Genomic DNA, 16,280 nt, shown 5'->3' on the forward strand with positions numbered 1-16,280 from the left:
GAAGAACCTTTGCGCGATGCAAAGGTTCTTTTGGTTATGAGTGATTTGGTAACCAACTGAGAGTGAAGGACAGTTGCTCAGCTTTCAAGAGGTCTTGGTGTTGAAGGCTAGATACTATGGTCTTGTCCAATCGGCATTCTTTGACAAAGTTGAAGTGGCTGTGGTTTTGCTCGGCATGGATATCCAGCCATTTATTTTCCTTAGCTAGGTGGATACGGAGGTGGTCAAAGAGAGGAATTCCGAGATCGTAACTTGGTTTGCCTGGACAGGTCGGGTAGAATCCAAGAGCTGACCAGATGTACCAAGCAGAGAGACTGCCATTGTCCTCATCGCCAGGATAGGCTTCCCAGCTGGGGTGAAAGGCTTTCTGACGCAAGGTTTTGATGAGTAGAGCAGTGTAGTCAGTGTAGTCGCTGTAGCGAAAGAGATAAGGTATGTGGAAGCTAGGCTGGTTAGAGATGGCGAGTTGTCCAAAGGGAGCTGTTGCCATCTCGCTCATTTCATGAATCTCGTAACCATAACCAGTCGTCTCAAAGAGGGGAGCATCCTGACAGGCTTTCAAAAGATAGTTGCTAAAGGCTTCTTTTCCGCCCATAAGTTGTCGCAAACCTGGGATGTCGTGGAGGACCCCTAAAGTCGCTTGAATGGCAGAGCATTCAGCGTAGTCGCGTCCCCAACTATAAGGAGAGAAGTCAGGGCGAAAGTTTCCTTGATTGTCTCGCGCTCGCATGTAGCCTGTTTCAGTGTCAAATAGATGGCGGTAATTTTGGGACGTATCCATGTAGGTTTCAGCTATGTCTATTTTCCCTAGCTTATCGGCACAGCTGGCGATACAAAAGTCACTATAGGCGTAGTCTAGGGTATGACTGACGCTTTCGTGGTAGTCGGTAGAGAGGTAGCCCAGTTCTTGGTATTGGGCTAATCCGTGACGGCCATTGATGCCGAGAGGGTCGGACTTGCTGGCTGTTTCAAGCATGGCTTGGAGGAGTTTTTCTTCCAAATCGATAGCCATGTCCTTGCAGGCGCTATCTGCGATAATGCCGTCCAATAGAGTACCAGGCATCATGCCATGCTCGTCTGGGGCCAGCCATTTTGGCAGGAAACCAGTATTGCGGTAGCTATTGAGGAAACCTTCTAAAAAGCGGTGATAGTGTTCTGGTATGACAAGGGCAAAGAGGGGGAAGGTGGTGCGGAAGGTATCCCAGAAACCATTGTTGCTAAAGAGGACACCGGGCTTGACAGTACCAGTAGCCAGATCCACGTGGATGGCTTTCCCTGATTCATCAACCTCATAAAAAGTCTGCGGGAAGAGGAAGAGTCTGTAAAGGCAGTGGTCAAAGAAGGTTCGGTCAGCCTCTCCAGTCTCGATAACGTCAAAACGATGGAGGAGTTCTTCCCAATCTGCTTTTGCACTTGCTTTACAGCTATCAAAATCTTCTTGAGGTAGATTAAGCAGAGCTTGAGAAGGCGATATGAAAGAAGTCGCTAGCTGAATCTCAGCATGACTGTCTGCTAAGTCAATTCGCCAGTCTCCCTCTTCTTGGCTGACAGCAAGAATATCTGTATTCATTTGTAGGGCAGTAAACAGTATCAGAGGACTTTTGTTGGTCTCTGTTTTACCTTCTTGTCTTAGGGCCAGAGTTCGCTTATCTACTTGCTCCACTGTCAGTTCATCTGCTGCGTGAAGATAGAGGGAGAGGGCTTTACCTTGCTTTTGCTCTAGGCGAATAGAAGCGCTATAGCAAGTCGGTGTAAGCTGGGTTTCAATCTGATAGCGCAGGGAGAAAATCTTCAGATAATGAGGTTGGAAAGAGGCCTTATCCATATCATAGGAGGATTGACGGTGAAAGAGGCTATCTCCCCCAAGCTGGCCGGTGACAGGTGTCAGAAGCAGCCAAGAGTAGTCGCCAATCCAAGGACTGGGCTGGTGGGTTAATCGAATCCCTTGAAAGATGGGCAGATGTGGTTCGAAAAACCAAGCTCCCTCCTGATCGCTGGTCTGGAGCACAAAATAATTCATTCCGAAAGGGACGCCTGTGTAGGGCAGGGTATTTCCCCGAGAAAAGGCATGCTTGCTAGCAGTACCAAAGCGGGTATCGATGGTTTCAAGTAGTGGTTTCATGGTATTTCCTTTAGCTGTTTTTCTACATTATATCAGAAAAATGAGACCTTTAGATACGGGGTTCGAAAGTAAGCAATTTTGTAGAAAAATGACTATCATTTGTGTATGTATTTTCTGTCTCAAAAACTATATACTGAACATGAAACTTGTTTGAAAGAGGAAACTGCAAGATGATTTATTCGAAAGAAATTGTTAGAGAATGGCTGGATGAAGTAGCAGAGCGGGCCAAGAACCATCCGGAGTGGGTGGATGTCTTTGAGCGTTGCTATACAGACACCTTGGACAATACGGTTGAGATCCTAGAAGATGGTTCAACCTTTGTACTCACAGGGGATATTCCTGCCATGTGGCTTCGGGATTCGACAGCCCAACTTAGACCCTACCTGCATGTGGCAAAAAAAGATCCTCTCTTGCGTCAGACCATTGCAGGTTTGGTCAAGCGTCAAATGACCCTAGTACTCAAAGATCCGTATGCCAACTCCTTTAACATTGAGGAAAACTGGAAGGGCCACCACGAGACTGACCACACTGACCTTAATGGCTGGATTTGGGAACGCAAGTACGAGGTGGACTCGCTTTGCTATCCTTTGCAGCTGGCTTATCTCCTTTGGAAAGAGACTGGCGAGACCAGTCAGTTTGATGAGACTTTTGTCACAGCGACCAAGGAAATTCTTCATCTTTGGACGGTGGAACAAGACCACAACAATTCTCCTTATCGTTTCGTTCGGGATACAGACCGCAAGGAAGATACTCTGGTAAATGATGGTTTTGGACCTGCCTTTGCGGTGACAGGTATGACCTGGTCAGCTTTTCGTCCGAGTGATGACTGCTGTCAGTATAGCTACTTGATTCCGTCAAATATGTTTGCTGTAGTAGTCTTGGGTTATGTGCAAGAAATCTTTGCAGAACTGGATCTAGCTGATAGCCAAAACATCGTGGCAGACGCTAAACGCCTGCAAGCTGAAATCCAAGAAGGCATCGAAAATTACGCCTACACAACCAACAGCAAGGGTGAAAAGATTTACGCCTTTGAAGTGGATGGTTTAGGGAATGTTAGCATCATGGATGACCCAAATGTACCAAGTCTGCTGGCGGCGCCTTATCTGGGCTATTGCGACATTGAAGACGAAGTGTATCAAGCCACACGCCGCACTATTCTGAGCCCTGAAAATCCATACTTCTACCAAGGAGAATACGCTAGCGGTCTCGGAAGTTCTCATACCTTCTATCGCTATATCTGGCCCATTGCCCTCTCTATCCAAGGCTTGACAACAAGAGATAAGGCAGAGAAGAAATTCTTACTCGATCAGCTCGTTGCCTGCGATGGTGGCACAGGTGTCATGCATGAAAGCTTCCACGTGGACGACCCAACGCTTTACTCACGTGAATGGTTTTCTTGGGCCAACATGATGTTCTGTGAATTAGTCTTGGATTACCTGGATATTCGCTAATACTCTTCGAAAATCTCTTCAAACCATGTCAGCTTCGCCTTGCCGTAGGTATGGTTACTGACTTCATCAGTTCTATCCACAACCTCAAAGCAGTGCTTTGAGCAGACTGTGGCTAGCTTCCTAGTTTGTTCTTTGATTTTCATTTAGTATAAGGAGCACACTTTCGCTCAATCGATTCTTGTTAGAATCACGAATTTACATTTAAAACGTTAAAAAATTTAAGTTAGAATGAGGTTTTACTCATGGAAAATGTTGTTGTACATATTATCTCACACAGTCACTGGGACCGTGAGTGGTATCTACCTTTTGAAAGCCACCGGATGCAGTTGGTGGAATTGTTTGATAATCTTTTTGATCTCTTTGAAAATGACCCTGAGTTCAAGAGTTTCCACTTGGATGGCCAAACCATTGTCCTGGATGACTACTTGGAAATTCGTCCTGAAAATCGCGATAAGGTTCAACGTTACATTGACGAGGGCAAACTTAAAATTGGTCCCTTTTACATCTTGCAGGATGACTACTTGATCTCAAGTGAAGCCAATGTCCGCAATACCTTGATTGGTCAAGCAGAATGTGCAAAATGGGGCAAATCAACCCAGATTGGTTACTTCCCAGACACCTTTGGAAATATGGGACAAGCTCCTCAAATCCTTCAAAAATCAGGCATTCACGTGGCGGCCTTTGGGCGTGGTGTCAAGCCGATTGGATTTGACAACCAAGTTCTCGAAGATGAGCAGTTTACTTCCCAGTTTTCAGAAATGTACTGGCAGGGTGCGGACGGCAGTCGTGTCCTCGGTATCCTCTTTGCCAACTGGTACAGTAATGGAAATGAAATTCCAGTTGATAAGGATGAAGCTCTGGCCTTTTGGAAACAAAAATTGTCAGACGTGCGTGACTACGCTTCGACTAACCAATGGTTGATGATGAACGGCTGTGACCACCAGCCTGTACAGCGAAATCTGAGTGAAGCCATTCATGTGGCCAATGAACTCTTCCCAGATGTGACCTTTGTGCATAGTTCCTTTGATGACTATCTCCATGCAGTAGAAAGTGCTTTGCCAGAGCAGTTATCAACAGTTACAGGTGAGTTGACCAGTCAAGAAACAGATGGCTGGTACACACTTGCCAACACTTCTTCATCACGCATTTACCTCAAACAAGCCTTCCAAGAAAATAGCAACCTGCTAGAACAAGTGGTGGAACCATTGACTGTCATCACTGGCGGCCACAACCATAAGGACCAGTTGACCTATGCTTGGAAAGTCCTTCTACAAAATGCGCCACATGACAGTATCTGTGGCTGTAGCGTGGACGAGGTTCACCGTGAGATGGAAACACGTTTTGCCAAGGTTAACCAAGTTGGAAACTTTGTTAAGACCAATCTTCTCAATGAGTGGAAGGGCAAAATCGCAACCCACGAAGCCCAAAGCGACCATCTCTTTACCGTCATCAACACAGGCTTGCACGACAAGGTTGACACTGTCAGCACAGTGATTGATGTGGCGGTTTGTGATTTCAAGGAATTGCACCCAACAGAAGGCTATAAGAAGATGGCAGCCTTGACCTTGCCAAGCTACCGTGTCGAAGACTTGGAGGGGCATGCTGTAGAAGCGAAAATCGAAGATTTGGGAGCTAATTTTGAGTATGATTTGCCAAAAGACAAGTTCCGTCAGGCTCGCATTGCTCGACAAGTGCGCGTGACAGTACCTGTTCATCTGGCACCACTTTCTTGGACAACTTTCCAATTGCTCGAAGGAGAACAAGAACACCGTGACGGTATTTACCAAAACGGAGTGATTGATACGCCATTTGTAACGGTCAGTGTGGATGAAAATATCACAGTCTACGACAAGACAACTCATGAAGCTTATGAGGATGTTCTTCGTTTTGAAGACCGTGGTGACATCGGAAATGAGTACATCTATTTCCAACCAAAAGGAACAGAGCCTATCTACGCAGAACTCAAAGGCTGTGAAGTCTTGGAAAATACAGCTCGTTTTGCCAAGATCTTGCTCAAGCATGAATTGACAATTCCAGTAAGTGCAGACGAAAAACTGGATGCGGAACAAAGAGGCATCATCGAGTTTATGACGCGTGAAGCTGGGCGCTCAGAAGAATTGACAAGCATTCTTCTTGAAACAGAGATGACCGTCTTTGTTGACAATCCACAAATCCGTTTCAAGACTCGCTTTACTAACACAGCCAAGGACCACCGTATCCGTCTCTTGGTTAAGACTCATAACACTCGTCCAAGCAATGACTCTGAAAGTATCTATGAGGTGGTGACAAGACCAAACAAACCAGCTGCTTCTTGGGAAAATCCTGAAAATCCTCAACACCAACAAGCCTTCGTCAGCCTGTATGATGATGAAAAAGGGGTGACGGTGGCTAATAAAGGACTGCACGAGTATGAAATCCTTGGAGACGACACCATTGCAGTGACCATTCTTCGTGCCTCAGGTGAGCTAGGTGACTGGGGTTACTTCCCAACACCAGAGGCTCAGTGCTTGCGTGAGTTTGAAGTCGAGTTTGCTCTTGAATGCCACCAAGCAGGGGAACGCTTCTCAGCCTTCCGTCGTGCCAAAGCCTTCCAAACACCATTCACTAGTCTTCAAGTTGCTAAACAAGAAGGAAGTGTGGCAGCGACTGGTAGCCTCTTGAGCCATGCGGTGCTCAGCTTGCCACAAGTCTGCCCGACAGCCTTTAAAGTGGCTGAAAATGAAGAAGGATATGTCCTTCGTTACTACAATATGAGTCAAGAAAATGTGCGTATATCAGAACACCAACAAACCATTTTGGATTTGCTAGAACGCCCATATCCAGTTCATTCAGGAATTTTAGCACCACAAGAAATTCGTACAGAATTGATTAAAAAAGAAGACATTTAATAGTTTTAAAGTGTTTGATAACTAATACTATGAGATAGAAAGGAGGGGCGAAAAAGTAAGAACTAACTGCTGATTCGCCCCTTTTTACGGTAAAGAACAATGACCATTGCAACCATTGATATCGGAGGGACTGGGATTAAGTTTGCCAGTCTGACTCCTGATGGAAAAATACTAGATAAGACAAGTACACCGACACCAGAAACCCTAGAAGATTTACTGGCATGGCTAGACCAACGTCTGTCGGAGAAAGATTATAAGGGCATTGCTATGAGCGTTCCAGGCGCGGTCAATCAAGAAACAGGTGTGATTGAGGGAATCAGTGCCGTACCTTACATCCATGGCTTTTCTTGGTATGAGGCCTTTGCTCATCATCAGCTACCTGTCCATCTAGAAAATGACGCCAACTGTGTTGGACTTAGTGAACTGCTGGCTCACCCAGAGATTGAAAATGCAGCCTGTGTCGTTATTGGGACAGGAATTGGCGGAGCTATGATTATCAATGGCAAGCTTCACCGAGGTCGTCATGGCTTGGGGGGAGAGTTTGGCTATATGACAACTATCGAGCCTGCGGAAAAGCTCAACAACTGGTCGCTACTAGCCTCTACAGGAAACATGGTTCGATACGTGATTGAAAAATCTGGTCAGACTGACTGGGACGGTCGCAAGATTTACCAAGAGGCCGCAGCTGGCAATGCTCTTTGTCAAGAAGCTATTTTGCGCATGAACCGTAATCTGGCGCAAGGCTTGCTTAATATCCAGTATCTGATCGATCCAGATGTCATTAGTCTGGGGGGCTCTATCAGTCAGAATCCAGACTTTATCCAAGGCGTCAAAAAGGCTGTCGATGAATTTGTCGAAAGCTACGAAGAATATACCATCACTCCAGTTATCCAGGCCTGCACCTATCACGCAGACGCCAATCTCTACGGTGCCCTAGTCAACTGGCTACAGGAGGAAAACCAATGGTAAGATTTACAGGACTTAGTCCCAAACAAACTCAGGCAATCGACTTGCTGACAAAGCGTATCTCTTTACCAGATGTGGAAGTTGCAGTCGCTCAGTCTGACCAAACGTCTATCTCGATTATAGGTCAAGGTGGACACTATCAACTAACCTATCGCAAACCTCACCAACTCTATCGCGCCTTGTCCTTGTTGGCAACAGCTCTAGTAGAAGGTGATAAGGTAGAGATTGAAGAACAAGCTGCTTACGAAGAGTTGGCCTACATGGCAGACTGTTCGCGAAATGCAGTTTTGAATGTCGCTTCTGCCAAACAGATGATTGAAGTCTTGGCTCTCATGGGTTACTCGACCTTTGAACTCTACATGGAAGATACCTACCAGATTGAGGGGCAGCCTTATTTTGGTTACTTCCGTGGCGCCTACTCAGCAGAGGAGTTGCAGGAAATCGAAGCCTACGCTCAGCAGTTTGACATGACCTTTGTGCCTTGCATCCAGACCTTGGCCCACTTGTCAGCCTTCGTCAAATGGGGTGTCAAAGGAGTGCAGGAACTTCGTGATGTGGAGGACATTCTCCTTATCGGTGAAGAAAAGGTTTATGATTTGATTGATGGCATGTTTGCCACTCTATCTAAACTGCAGACTCGCAAGGTCAATATCGGGATGGACGAAGCCCACTTGGTTGGTTTGGGGCGCTACCTCATTTTGAACGGTGTTGTGGACCGTAGTCTCCTCATGTGTCAACACTTGGAGCGCGTGCTGGATATTGCCGATAAGTATGGTTTCCACTGCCAAATGTGGAGTGACATGTTCTTCAAACTCATGTCAGCAGATGGCCAGTACGACCGTGATGTGGAAATTCCTGAGGAAACTCGTGTTTACCTAGACCGTCTCAAAGATCGTGTAACCTTGGTTTACTGGGATTATTACCAAGATAGCGAAGAAAAGTACAATCGTAATTTCCGTAATCACCACAAGATTAGCCAAGATATAGCCTTTGCAGGTGGTGCTTGGAAGTGGATTGGTTTTACCCCACACAACCATTTCAGCCGTCTTATTGCTCTTGAAGCCAACAAAGCCTGTCGTGCTAATGACATCAAAGAAGTCATTGTAACGGGTTGGGGGGACAATGGTGGAGAAACTGCTCAGTTCTCTATCCTACCAAGTCTGCAAATCTGGGCAGAACTCAGCTACCGCAATGACCTAGACCGTTTGTCTGCACACTTCAAGACCAATACGGGTCTATCGGTTGAGGAATTTATGCAGATTGACCTTGCCAACCTCTTGCCAGACCTACCAGGCAATCTCAGCGGGATCAATCCCAACCGCTATGTCTTTTATCAGGATGTTCTCTGTCCGATTCTTGATCGACACATGACACCTGAACAGGACAAACCCCACTTTGCTCAGGCAGCTGAGACGCTTGCTGAAATCAAAGAAAAAGCTGGAAACTATGCTTATCTCTTTGAAACTCAGGCCCAGTTGAACCAGATTTTAAGTAGTAAAGTGGATGTGGGACGACGCATTCGTCAGGTCTACCAAACAAACGATAAAGAAGGTCTGCAAGCAATCGCCATGCAAGAATTACCAAAACTTAGAAGCGAGATTGAAAACTTCCATGCCCTCTTTAGCCACCAATGGTTGAAAGAAAACAAGGTCTTTGGTTTGGATACGGTTGATATCCGTATGGGCGGACTCTTGCAACGCATCAAGCGAGCAGAAAGCCGCATCGAGGCTTATCTGGCAGGTCAGATTGTCCGCATCGAAGAATTAGAAGTCGTGATCCTACCATTTACTGACTTCTACGCAGACAAGGACTTCGCAGCAACTACAGCCAACCAGTGGCACACTATTGCGACCGCATCGACGATTTATACGACTTAGGCATTTTTTCCGAGTCAGAGTGTTTCTCGTGAAACCTATTTCTTATAAAAAACTTCTCCACAAAAAATAATTTGTGGAGTTTTTTCTATAATTAGTAGTTTAACCTAGCCTTCAAATAGGAGTATACTAATAATGTAATCGTTATCAAACCTAAAAATTCGATGAAATCAGTTTTTAGGAATAAAAAGGGAGGAAATTATGAAAAAGTTTTCAAAGACCTTGAGAGATAACTGGATCTTTCTCTTGATGGTTTTACCAGGGGCGCTCTGGTTGATTCTATTCTTTTACATTCCAGTATTTGGGAATGTGGTCGCCTTTAAAGACTACCATATGACCAGTAATGGTTTCATAGATAGTATTGTGAATAGTAAATGGGTCGGGTTAGATAATTTCAGATTCTTGTTTAGTTCAAAAGATGCCTTTATCATCACTCGAAATACCGTTCTCTACAATCTTGGCTTTATCTTTATCGGTTTGATTGTATCAGTAGGGATTGCCATCATCCTCAGCGAGCTTCGCTCTAAGAGAATGGTTAAGATTTTCCAAACGTCTATGTTGTTCCCTTACTTCCTGTCATGGGTTATCATCAGTTTCTTTACAGATGCCTTCCTAAACATTGACAAAGGGGTCTTCAACCATTTCCTAACATCCATTGGCATGAAGGAAGTCAACTTCTACGCTGACTTAGGCATTTGGCCATACCTTCTCCTTTTCCTAGGTATTTGGAAAGGCTTTGGATATAGCAGTGTCATGTACTATGCGACGATCATGGGAATTGACCCAACCTACTACGAAGCAGCAACAGTGGACGGGGCGAGCAAGTGGCAACGCATTCGCAACGTAACCATTCCTCAGTTGACTCCACTTGTGACAGTCTTGACCATCCTTGCAGTCGGAAATATCTTCCGTGCAGACTTTGGTCTCTTCTATCAAATCCCACACAATGCTGGTCAGCTTTACAATGTAACCAACGTTTTGGACGTATATGTCTTTAATGGTTTGACTCAGACAGCAGATATCGGTATGGCTTCAGCAGCCGGTCTTTACCAATCCGTTGTCGGTTTGATTCTGGTTATCCTATCAAACTTGCTTGCAAGACGAGTCGATCCAAACTCAGCTTTGTTCTAGAAAGGAGGAGAATATGGCAGAAAAGAAAATTAAAAAAGAAAAAATTGATAATGTCGGCATTCACTCCTTCAGTAAGAAAGCAGATATCTTCTTTAGTATCATCTCTGGTTTGATCGCTCTTTCTTGTATCTTGCCCTTTATCTTCGTTATCATCATTTCGGTGACAGATGAAAAGAGCATCCTCCAGTATGGATATAGCTTTTTCCCTTCGAAATTTGGTGTAGACGGATTCCAGTTCTTAGCTCAGTTTAAAGATAAGATCCTCCAAGCGCTCTTTATCTCAGTTTTTGTAACCGTAGTCGGAACAGTGACCAACGTCTTCATCACGACAACTTATGCCTACGCTATCTCACGGACAACCTTTAAGTACCGCAGATTCTTCACAATCTTCGCTCTTCTTAGTATGTTGTTCAACGCTGGTTTGGTACCAGGCTATATTGTGGTCACTCGCCTGCTTCAACTTGGTGATACCGTTTGGGCCTTGATTGTTCCAATGCTTCTCTCACCATTCAACATCATTTTGATGCGTTCCTTCTTCAAGAAGACCATTCCAGAAGCCATTCTCGAATCTGCTCGTATTGATGGTGCCAGTGAAGCTCGGATCTTCTTCCAGATCTGTTTGCCATTGTCACTTCCAGGTATCGCAACCATCACGCTTTTGACAGCTCTTGGTTTCTGGAACGACTGGTTCAACGCCCTTCTTTACATCAAGAGTGATAACTTGTATCCATTGCAATATTTGCTCATGCAAATCCAACAAAATATGGACTACATTGCAAAAGCAGTCGGCCTATCTGGCCAACTGGGAGTCGCTCTTCCAAAAGAAACAGGTCGTATGGCCATGGTTGTTGTTGCAACCCTTCCAATCGCGATTCTGTATCCATTCTTCCAACGCTACTTTGTTAAAGGGTTGACGATCGGTGGTGTCAAAGAATAGCACTTGCTGAGAAACACCGTTTCTCCCTTCCTAACTTCATCATAGCGATTGAAGTTAAAAATCATTAAATCGTTTATAAGTTTAAAAATAAAAAAAGGAGTTTTTATCATGAAAAACTGGAAAAAATATGCTTTTGCATCTGCTAGCGTAGTCGCTTTGGCTGCAAGTCTTGCTGCTTGTGGAAACCTTACAGGTAACAACAAAAAAGCTGCAGATACTACTTCAGGTGAAAAACCTGTCATCAAAATGTACCAAATCGGTGACAAACCAGATAACTTGGATGAATTGCTAGAAAATGCAAACAAAATCATCGAAGAAAAAGTCGGTGCTAAATTGGATATCCAATACCTTGGATGGGGTGACTATGATAAGAAAATGTCTGTTATCACATCATCTGGTGAAAACTATGATATCGCATTTGCATCTAACTATGTCGTAAATGCTCAAAAAGGTGCTTATGCTGACTTGACAGAATTGTATAAAAAAGAAGGAGCAGAGCTTTACAAAGCACTTGACCCAGCTTACATCAAAGGGAACACTGTAAACGGTAAGATCTATGCAGTGCCAGTTGCAGCTAACGTTGCATCATCTCAAAACTTTGCCTTCAACGGAACTCTTCTTGCTAAATACGGTATCGATATTTCAGGTGTAACTTCATACGAAACACTTGAGCCAGTCTTGAAACAAATCAAAGAAAAAGCTCCAGACGTAGTACCATTTGCGGTTACGAAGAACTTTATCCCATCTGATAACTTTGACTACCCAGTACCAAACGGACTTCCATTTGTTATTGACCTTGAAGGAGACACTACTAAGATCGTAAACCGTTACGAAGTGCCTCGTTTCAAAGAACATTTGAAGACTCTTCACAAATTCTATGAAGAAGGATACATTCCAAAAGACGTAGCAACAAGCGACACTTCATTTGACCTTCAACAAGATACTTGGTTTGTTCGTGAAGAAACAGTAGGACCAGCTGACTACGGTAACAGCTTGCTTTCACGCGTTGCTAACAAAGATATCCAAATCAAACCAATCACTAACTTTATCAAGAAAAACCAAACAACACAAGTTGCCAACTTTGTTATCTCAAACAACTCTAAGAACAAAGAAAAATCAATGGAAGTGTTGAATCTCTTGAACACGAACCCAGAACTCTTGAACGGTCTTGTTTACGGTCCAGAAGGCAAGAACTGGGAAAAAATTCAAGGTAAAGAAAACCGTGTACGCGTCCTTGATGGCTACAAAGGAAATACTCACATGGGTGGATGGAACACTGGTAACAACTGGATTCTTTACATCAACGAAAACGTTACAGACCAACAAATCGAAGATTCTAAGAAACAATTGGCAGAAGCTAAAGAATCTCCAGCACTTGGATTCATCTTTAACACTGACAATGTGAAATCTGAAATCTCAGCAATTTCTAACACAATGCAACAATTCGATACAGCTATCAACACTGGTACTGTAGACCCAGATAAAGCTATTCCAGAATTGATGGAAAAATTGAAATCTGAAGGTGCCTACGAAAAAGTATTGAACGAAATGCAAAAACAATACGACGAATTTTTGAAAAACAAAAAATCATAAGCTCGATTGATTTCGTGTATTCATTCCTAATTCCTAAAAATGTGATCACTGCCTTCCTTAGTTCTCTAGGGGAGGTAGTGATTTTTAGGATGTAAAAATGAAAACAGTGGTTCTGAGGGTTTCTGCGATGTGATACACATACATCTATAGGGGATTTATTATGAAAAAATATCGCCTTCTTTTCAAAATGAGTGCTGTCTTCTCTTACCTATTTTTCGTATTTGGCCTTTCTCAGCTGACGCTTATTGTCCAAAACTATTGGCAATTTTCTTCCCAGATTGGCAATTTCTTCTGGATTCAAAATATCTTGAGTTTGCTATTTATCGGAGTCCTGATTTGGATTCTGGTTAAGACAGGGCATGGTTATCTCTTTCGTGTGCCGAGAGAAAAATGGCTTTGGTATTCGATTTTGACAGTATTAGTGGTAGTGCTCCAGATCTCTTTTAACGTTCAGACAGCTAAACATGTTCAGTCAACTGCGGAAGGTTGGGCTGTATTGATTGGTTATAGTGGGACTAACTTTGCCGAATTGGGTATCTACATATCCCTATTCTTTTTGGGACCGCTGATGGAAGAGTTGATTTATAGAGGATTACTGCAACACGCCTTTTTTAAAGATTCGAGATTTGGTCTTGATTTGCTCCTTCCGTCCATTTTATTTGCTCTCCCTCATTTTTCAAACTTTCCTAGTCTGTTAGATATCTTCGTCTTTGCAACATCTGGAATCATCTTTGCTGGTTTGACCCTCTATACCAAGAGCATTTATCCATCCTATGCGGTGCATGTGATTAATAATATTTTCGCAACATTACCATTTTTGCTGACTTTTTTACATAGGGTATTTGGGTAAAATATTGGTACGAGAGTTAGGAATGATAGCTTTTCAATTTAAGGAGGAAAATAAGTATGACACCATTAAAATGGTTTGCTGGAGGAAGCGAAAGACGTTGTGAAGCCATGACCATCATTGATCATCTATTGGAAGATATAAAGGCTGCGCCTCAACTTGCTCCCTTGAAAAATCAGTTAGTGATTTATAAAAAACGATTAAAGGACGATGGAACCTCTACTCCATTTATTCTAAGCCAAATGAACGTTGACATCTCACGTGTGTTGATTGACAACAAGCTGTGTTTGTCAGAAAGTCAAACTGAGCAGATAAAGAAATTGAGAGAATTATCTGCGATTCGCTATGGTTACTGATGAAGTGCAGTGGCAGGTCTCTCTATATAATTTCCGGTCAAATAAATTGCATTCGTTTTCCCAAGTGGGTATACTAGTATAGTTGAATGAAAAATTCTGAAAATTTAAGAATAGAAAAGAGAACAAATCTTATGGCAAAAGATATTCGTGTCTTACTTTACTACCTCTATACTCCAATTGAAAATGCAGAGCAATTTGCTGCAGACCACTTGGCTTTCTGTAAATCAATCGGCCTTAAAGGCCGTATCCTAGTCGCTGACGAGGGAATTAACGGAACCGTTTCAGGTGATTATGAAACAACTCAAAAATACATGGACTACGTTCACAGCCTCCCAGGCATGGAAGACCTCTGGTTCAAGATTGACGAAGAAAGTGAACAAGCCTTCAAGAAGATGTTTGTTCGCTACAAGAAAGAAATTGTCCACCTTGGTTTGGAAGACAACGATTTTGACAACGACATCAACCCACTTGAAACTACAGGTGCTTACTTGTCTCCAAAAGAGTTCAAAGAAGCCCTTCTTGACGAAGATACAGTGGTCCTTGACACACGTAACGATTATGAGTACGACCTAGGACATTTCCGTGGGGCTATCCGCCCAGACATCCGCAACTTCCGTGAGTTGCCACAATGGGTCCGTGACAACAAGGAAAAATTCATGGACAAACGTGTCGTGGTTTACTGTACAGGTGGCGTTCGCTGTGAGAAATTCTCAGGCTGGATGGTGCGTGAAGGCTACAAAGATGTTGGCCAATTGCATGGAGGAATCGCAACTTACGGTAAAGACCCAGAAGTTCAAGGTGAGCTTTGGGATGGGAAAATGTACGTCTTTGACGAGCGTATCGCAGTTGATGTCAACCATGTCAACCCTACCATTGTAGGAAAAGACTGGTTTGATGGAACACCATGTGAACGTTATGTCAACTGTGGAAATCCCTTCTGTAACCGTCGTATCCTAACATCAGAAGAAAATGAAGACAAGTACCTTCGTGGATGCTCACACGAGTGCCGTGTTCACCCACGCAACCGCTACGTCTCAGAAAATGAATTGACACAAGCAGAAGTGATCGAGCGTCTAGCAGCTATCGGTGAAAGCTTGGATCAAGTCGCTACTGTATAACATCAAACAGCTCCTCAGGGGCTGTTTTTCTATGCTTTTTATCTAAAAATCTAAAATTTGTTTCTGTATCTTTCAGGAAAATAGGTTATACTATATGTAAACGATTTCAAAGGAGGCCAGTTATGGCGAAAACATTTTTTATCCCAAATAAAGAAAGCATTCTAGGACAACAGGAGATCTTGACTGCCAAGTCTATCTTGGCCTTGGTGGAGGGCTTGGAGTCACACAGTTATGATGCGGTCTATCTCCGTCAGCCCCTCAATCGTCTCGAGTATATCGAGTGTGGGATTGTAGGTCAGTCGCAATTTCTCTTCAAGGTGAACTATGCGGATAGCCGAAAAGGCTATCAAGTGGTGATTCCAGACTTCCTTACCAGAGCGGACTGGGAGATTGTAGAAGCTCTCCTCCAAGCCCTATCAAACAAGTTGGGTGAGGCAGTAGTAGGGCTAGAAGGGTTTGACTTTGAAGATTATTTCCGAGAAACGGTCAAGCATTATCTATCTGACAAAGCGGCTCGTCTAGTCTATTGCCAAGGGCTCTTGACCCCTATCTATCTCAATAAGGAATACCTCGAGAGCTTTTTGGCTGAGGATGGATTGGCACGTTTTGAAGAGCTGGTAAAGAAGGTTCAAGGATCTGATGCCTACCTTGCCAGTGTGAAATTTTACCCGGATGCTCAAGGCAAGGTGTACGGTATCTATCACCTAGCCCAGGGAGTCAAGACGATTTTGCCAAAGGACCCCTTTGTACCAGCTCCTTATACGGAGCAGCTGGCAGGCAAGGAGCTTATTTGGGAGATTGACCTAGTGACGATTTCTGGTGATGGGTCCAAAGCAGAAGACTACGAATCCATCGCTCGCTTGGATTATGAAAAATTCCTAGAGTCACTACCAACAGCATTTTACCATCAACTAGATGCCAATCAATTGGAAGTACAAGCCATTTTGGGAAAAGATTTTGAGGAATTGGCAAGCATCGAGTAGGCCTTGTCCAAAAA

12 protein-coding genes are annotated in these 16,280 nt (G+C 43.8%); 11 read left to right on the top strand and 1 reads right to left on the bottom strand.

Annotation, left to right across the window (positions count from 1 at the left end):
- Positions 1–34 precede the first annotated feature (34 nt).
- The gene (locus tag B7721_RS01710; protein WP_084877213.1) at positions 35–2,122 is read right to left on the bottom strand and encodes a GH92 family glycosyl hydrolase; all 2,088 of its coding nucleotides are present in this window, start codon (positions 2,120–2,122) and stop codon (positions 35–37) included.
- A gap of 170 nt (positions 2,123–2,292) precedes the next feature.
- Between B7721_RS01710 and B7721_RS01715 the strand changes: the two genes are divergently transcribed.
- From B7721_RS01715 to B7721_RS01770, 11 genes are all read left to right on the top strand, one after another.
- Positions 2,293–3,573 (top strand): glycoside hydrolase family 125 protein, encoded by a 1,281-nt coding sequence (locus B7721_RS01715; protein ID WP_084877215.1) that lies wholly within the window; start codon positions 2,293–2,295, stop codon positions 3,571–3,573.
- A 242-nt stretch (positions 3,574–3,815) separates the two neighbouring features.
- Positions 3,816–6,461, top strand: a complete 2,646-nt coding sequence (locus B7721_RS01725; RefSeq protein ID WP_084877218.1) for an alpha-mannosidase — start codon at positions 3,816–3,818, stop codon at positions 6,459–6,461.
- A gap of 99 nt (positions 6,462–6,560) precedes the next feature.
- Positions 6,561–7,430: an ROK family protein gene (locus B7721_RS01730; protein WP_084877220.1), complete on the top strand. Its 870-nt coding sequence runs from the start codon at positions 6,561–6,563 to the stop codon at positions 7,428–7,430.
- Positions 7,424–9,304, top strand: coding sequence for a beta-N-acetylhexosaminidase (locus B7721_RS01735; protein ID WP_084877221.1), 1,881 nt, complete (start codon positions 7,424–7,426; stop codon positions 9,302–9,304). Before B7721_RS01730 ends, B7721_RS01735 begins: the two co-directional genes overlap by 7 nt.
- Positions 9,305–9,502: 198 nt before the next feature.
- Entirely contained in the window at positions 9,503–10,432 is a 930-nt protein-coding gene (locus B7721_RS01740; RefSeq protein ID WP_000714584.1) for an ABC transporter permease, read from the top strand.
- Between the two features lie 13 nt (positions 10,433–10,445).
- Complete coding sequence (locus B7721_RS01745; protein ID WP_000818344.1) at positions 10,446–11,369, top strand: carbohydrate ABC transporter permease; 924 nt, start codon at positions 10,446–10,448, stop codon at positions 11,367–11,369.
- A gap of 108 nt (positions 11,370–11,477) precedes the next feature.
- The gene (locus B7721_RS01750) at positions 11,478–12,962 is read left to right on the top strand and encodes an ABC transporter substrate-binding protein (protein ID WP_049520552.1); all 1,485 of its coding nucleotides are present in this window, start codon (positions 11,478–11,480) and stop codon (positions 12,960–12,962) included.
- Positions 12,963–13,122: 160 nt separating this feature from the next.
- On the top strand, positions 13,123–13,812 hold the full coding sequence (locus tag B7721_RS01755) for a CPBP family intramembrane glutamic endopeptidase (RefSeq protein ID WP_084877223.1): 690 nt from the start codon (positions 13,123–13,125) through the stop codon (positions 13,810–13,812).
- A 56-nt stretch (positions 13,813–13,868) separates the two neighbouring features.
- Positions 13,869–14,165 carry a bacteriocin immunity protein gene (locus tag B7721_RS01760; RefSeq protein ID WP_162283467.1) on the top strand — a complete coding sequence of 99 codons (297 nt, stop codon included), beginning with the start codon at positions 13,869–13,871 and terminating at the stop codon, positions 14,163–14,165.
- 131 nt (positions 14,166–14,296) lie between these two features.
- Positions 14,297–15,283 carry an oxygen-dependent tRNA uridine(34) hydroxylase TrhO gene (gene trhO, locus B7721_RS01765; RefSeq protein ID WP_001030023.1) on the top strand — a complete coding sequence of 329 codons (987 nt, stop codon included), beginning with the start codon at positions 14,297–14,299 and terminating at the stop codon, positions 15,281–15,283.
- 122 nt (positions 15,284–15,405) lie between these two features.
- Positions 15,406–16,266: a DUF4299 family protein gene (locus B7721_RS01770; protein ID WP_084877226.1), complete on the top strand. Its 861-nt coding sequence runs from the start codon at positions 15,406–15,408 to the stop codon at positions 16,264–16,266.
- The last annotated feature ends 14 nt before the right edge of the window (positions 16,267–16,280 follow it).

The organism is Streptococcus oralis subsp. oralis (assembly GCF_002096445.1).
GTDB classification, from domain to species: domain Bacteria; phylum Bacillota; class Bacilli; order Lactobacillales; family Streptococcaceae; genus Streptococcus; species Streptococcus oralis_N.

Bases quoted from the DNA above. Each gene is read 5' to 3' on its own strand.
- B7721_RS01710 (WP_084877213.1), bottom strand. From the start codon at position 2,122: ATGAAACCACTACTTGAAACCATCGATACCCGCTTTGGTACTGCTAGC.
- B7721_RS01715 (WP_084877215.1), top strand. From the start codon at position 2,293: ATGATTTATTCGAAAGAAATTGTTAGAGAATGGCTGGATGAAGTAGCA.
- B7721_RS01725 (WP_084877218.1), top strand. From the start codon at position 3,816: ATGGAAAATGTTGTTGTACATATTATCTCACACAGTCACTGGGACCGT.
- B7721_RS01730 (WP_084877220.1), top strand. From the start codon at position 6,561: ATGACCATTGCAACCATTGATATCGGAGGGACTGGGATTAAGTTTGCC.
- B7721_RS01735 (WP_084877221.1), top strand. From the start codon at position 7,424: ATGGTAAGATTTACAGGACTTAGTCCCAAACAAACTCAGGCAATCGAC.
- B7721_RS01740 (WP_000714584.1), top strand. From the start codon at position 9,503: ATGAAAAAGTTTTCAAAGACCTTGAGAGATAACTGGATCTTTCTCTTG.
- B7721_RS01745 (WP_000818344.1), top strand. From the start codon at position 10,446: ATGGCAGAAAAGAAAATTAAAAAAGAAAAAATTGATAATGTCGGCATT.
- B7721_RS01750 (WP_049520552.1), top strand. From the start codon at position 11,478: ATGAAAAACTGGAAAAAATATGCTTTTGCATCTGCTAGCGTAGTCGCT.
- B7721_RS01755 (WP_084877223.1), top strand. From the start codon at position 13,123: ATGAAAAAATATCGCCTTCTTTTCAAAATGAGTGCTGTCTTCTCTTAC.
- B7721_RS01760 (WP_162283467.1), top strand. From the start codon at position 13,869: ATGACACCATTAAAATGGTTTGCTGGAGGAAGCGAAAGACGTTGTGAA.
- trhO (WP_001030023.1), top strand. From the start codon at position 14,297: ATGGCAAAAGATATTCGTGTCTTACTTTACTACCTCTATACTCCAATT.
- B7721_RS01770 (WP_084877226.1), top strand. From the start codon at position 15,406: ATGGCGAAAACATTTTTTATCCCAAATAAAGAAAGCATTCTAGGACAA.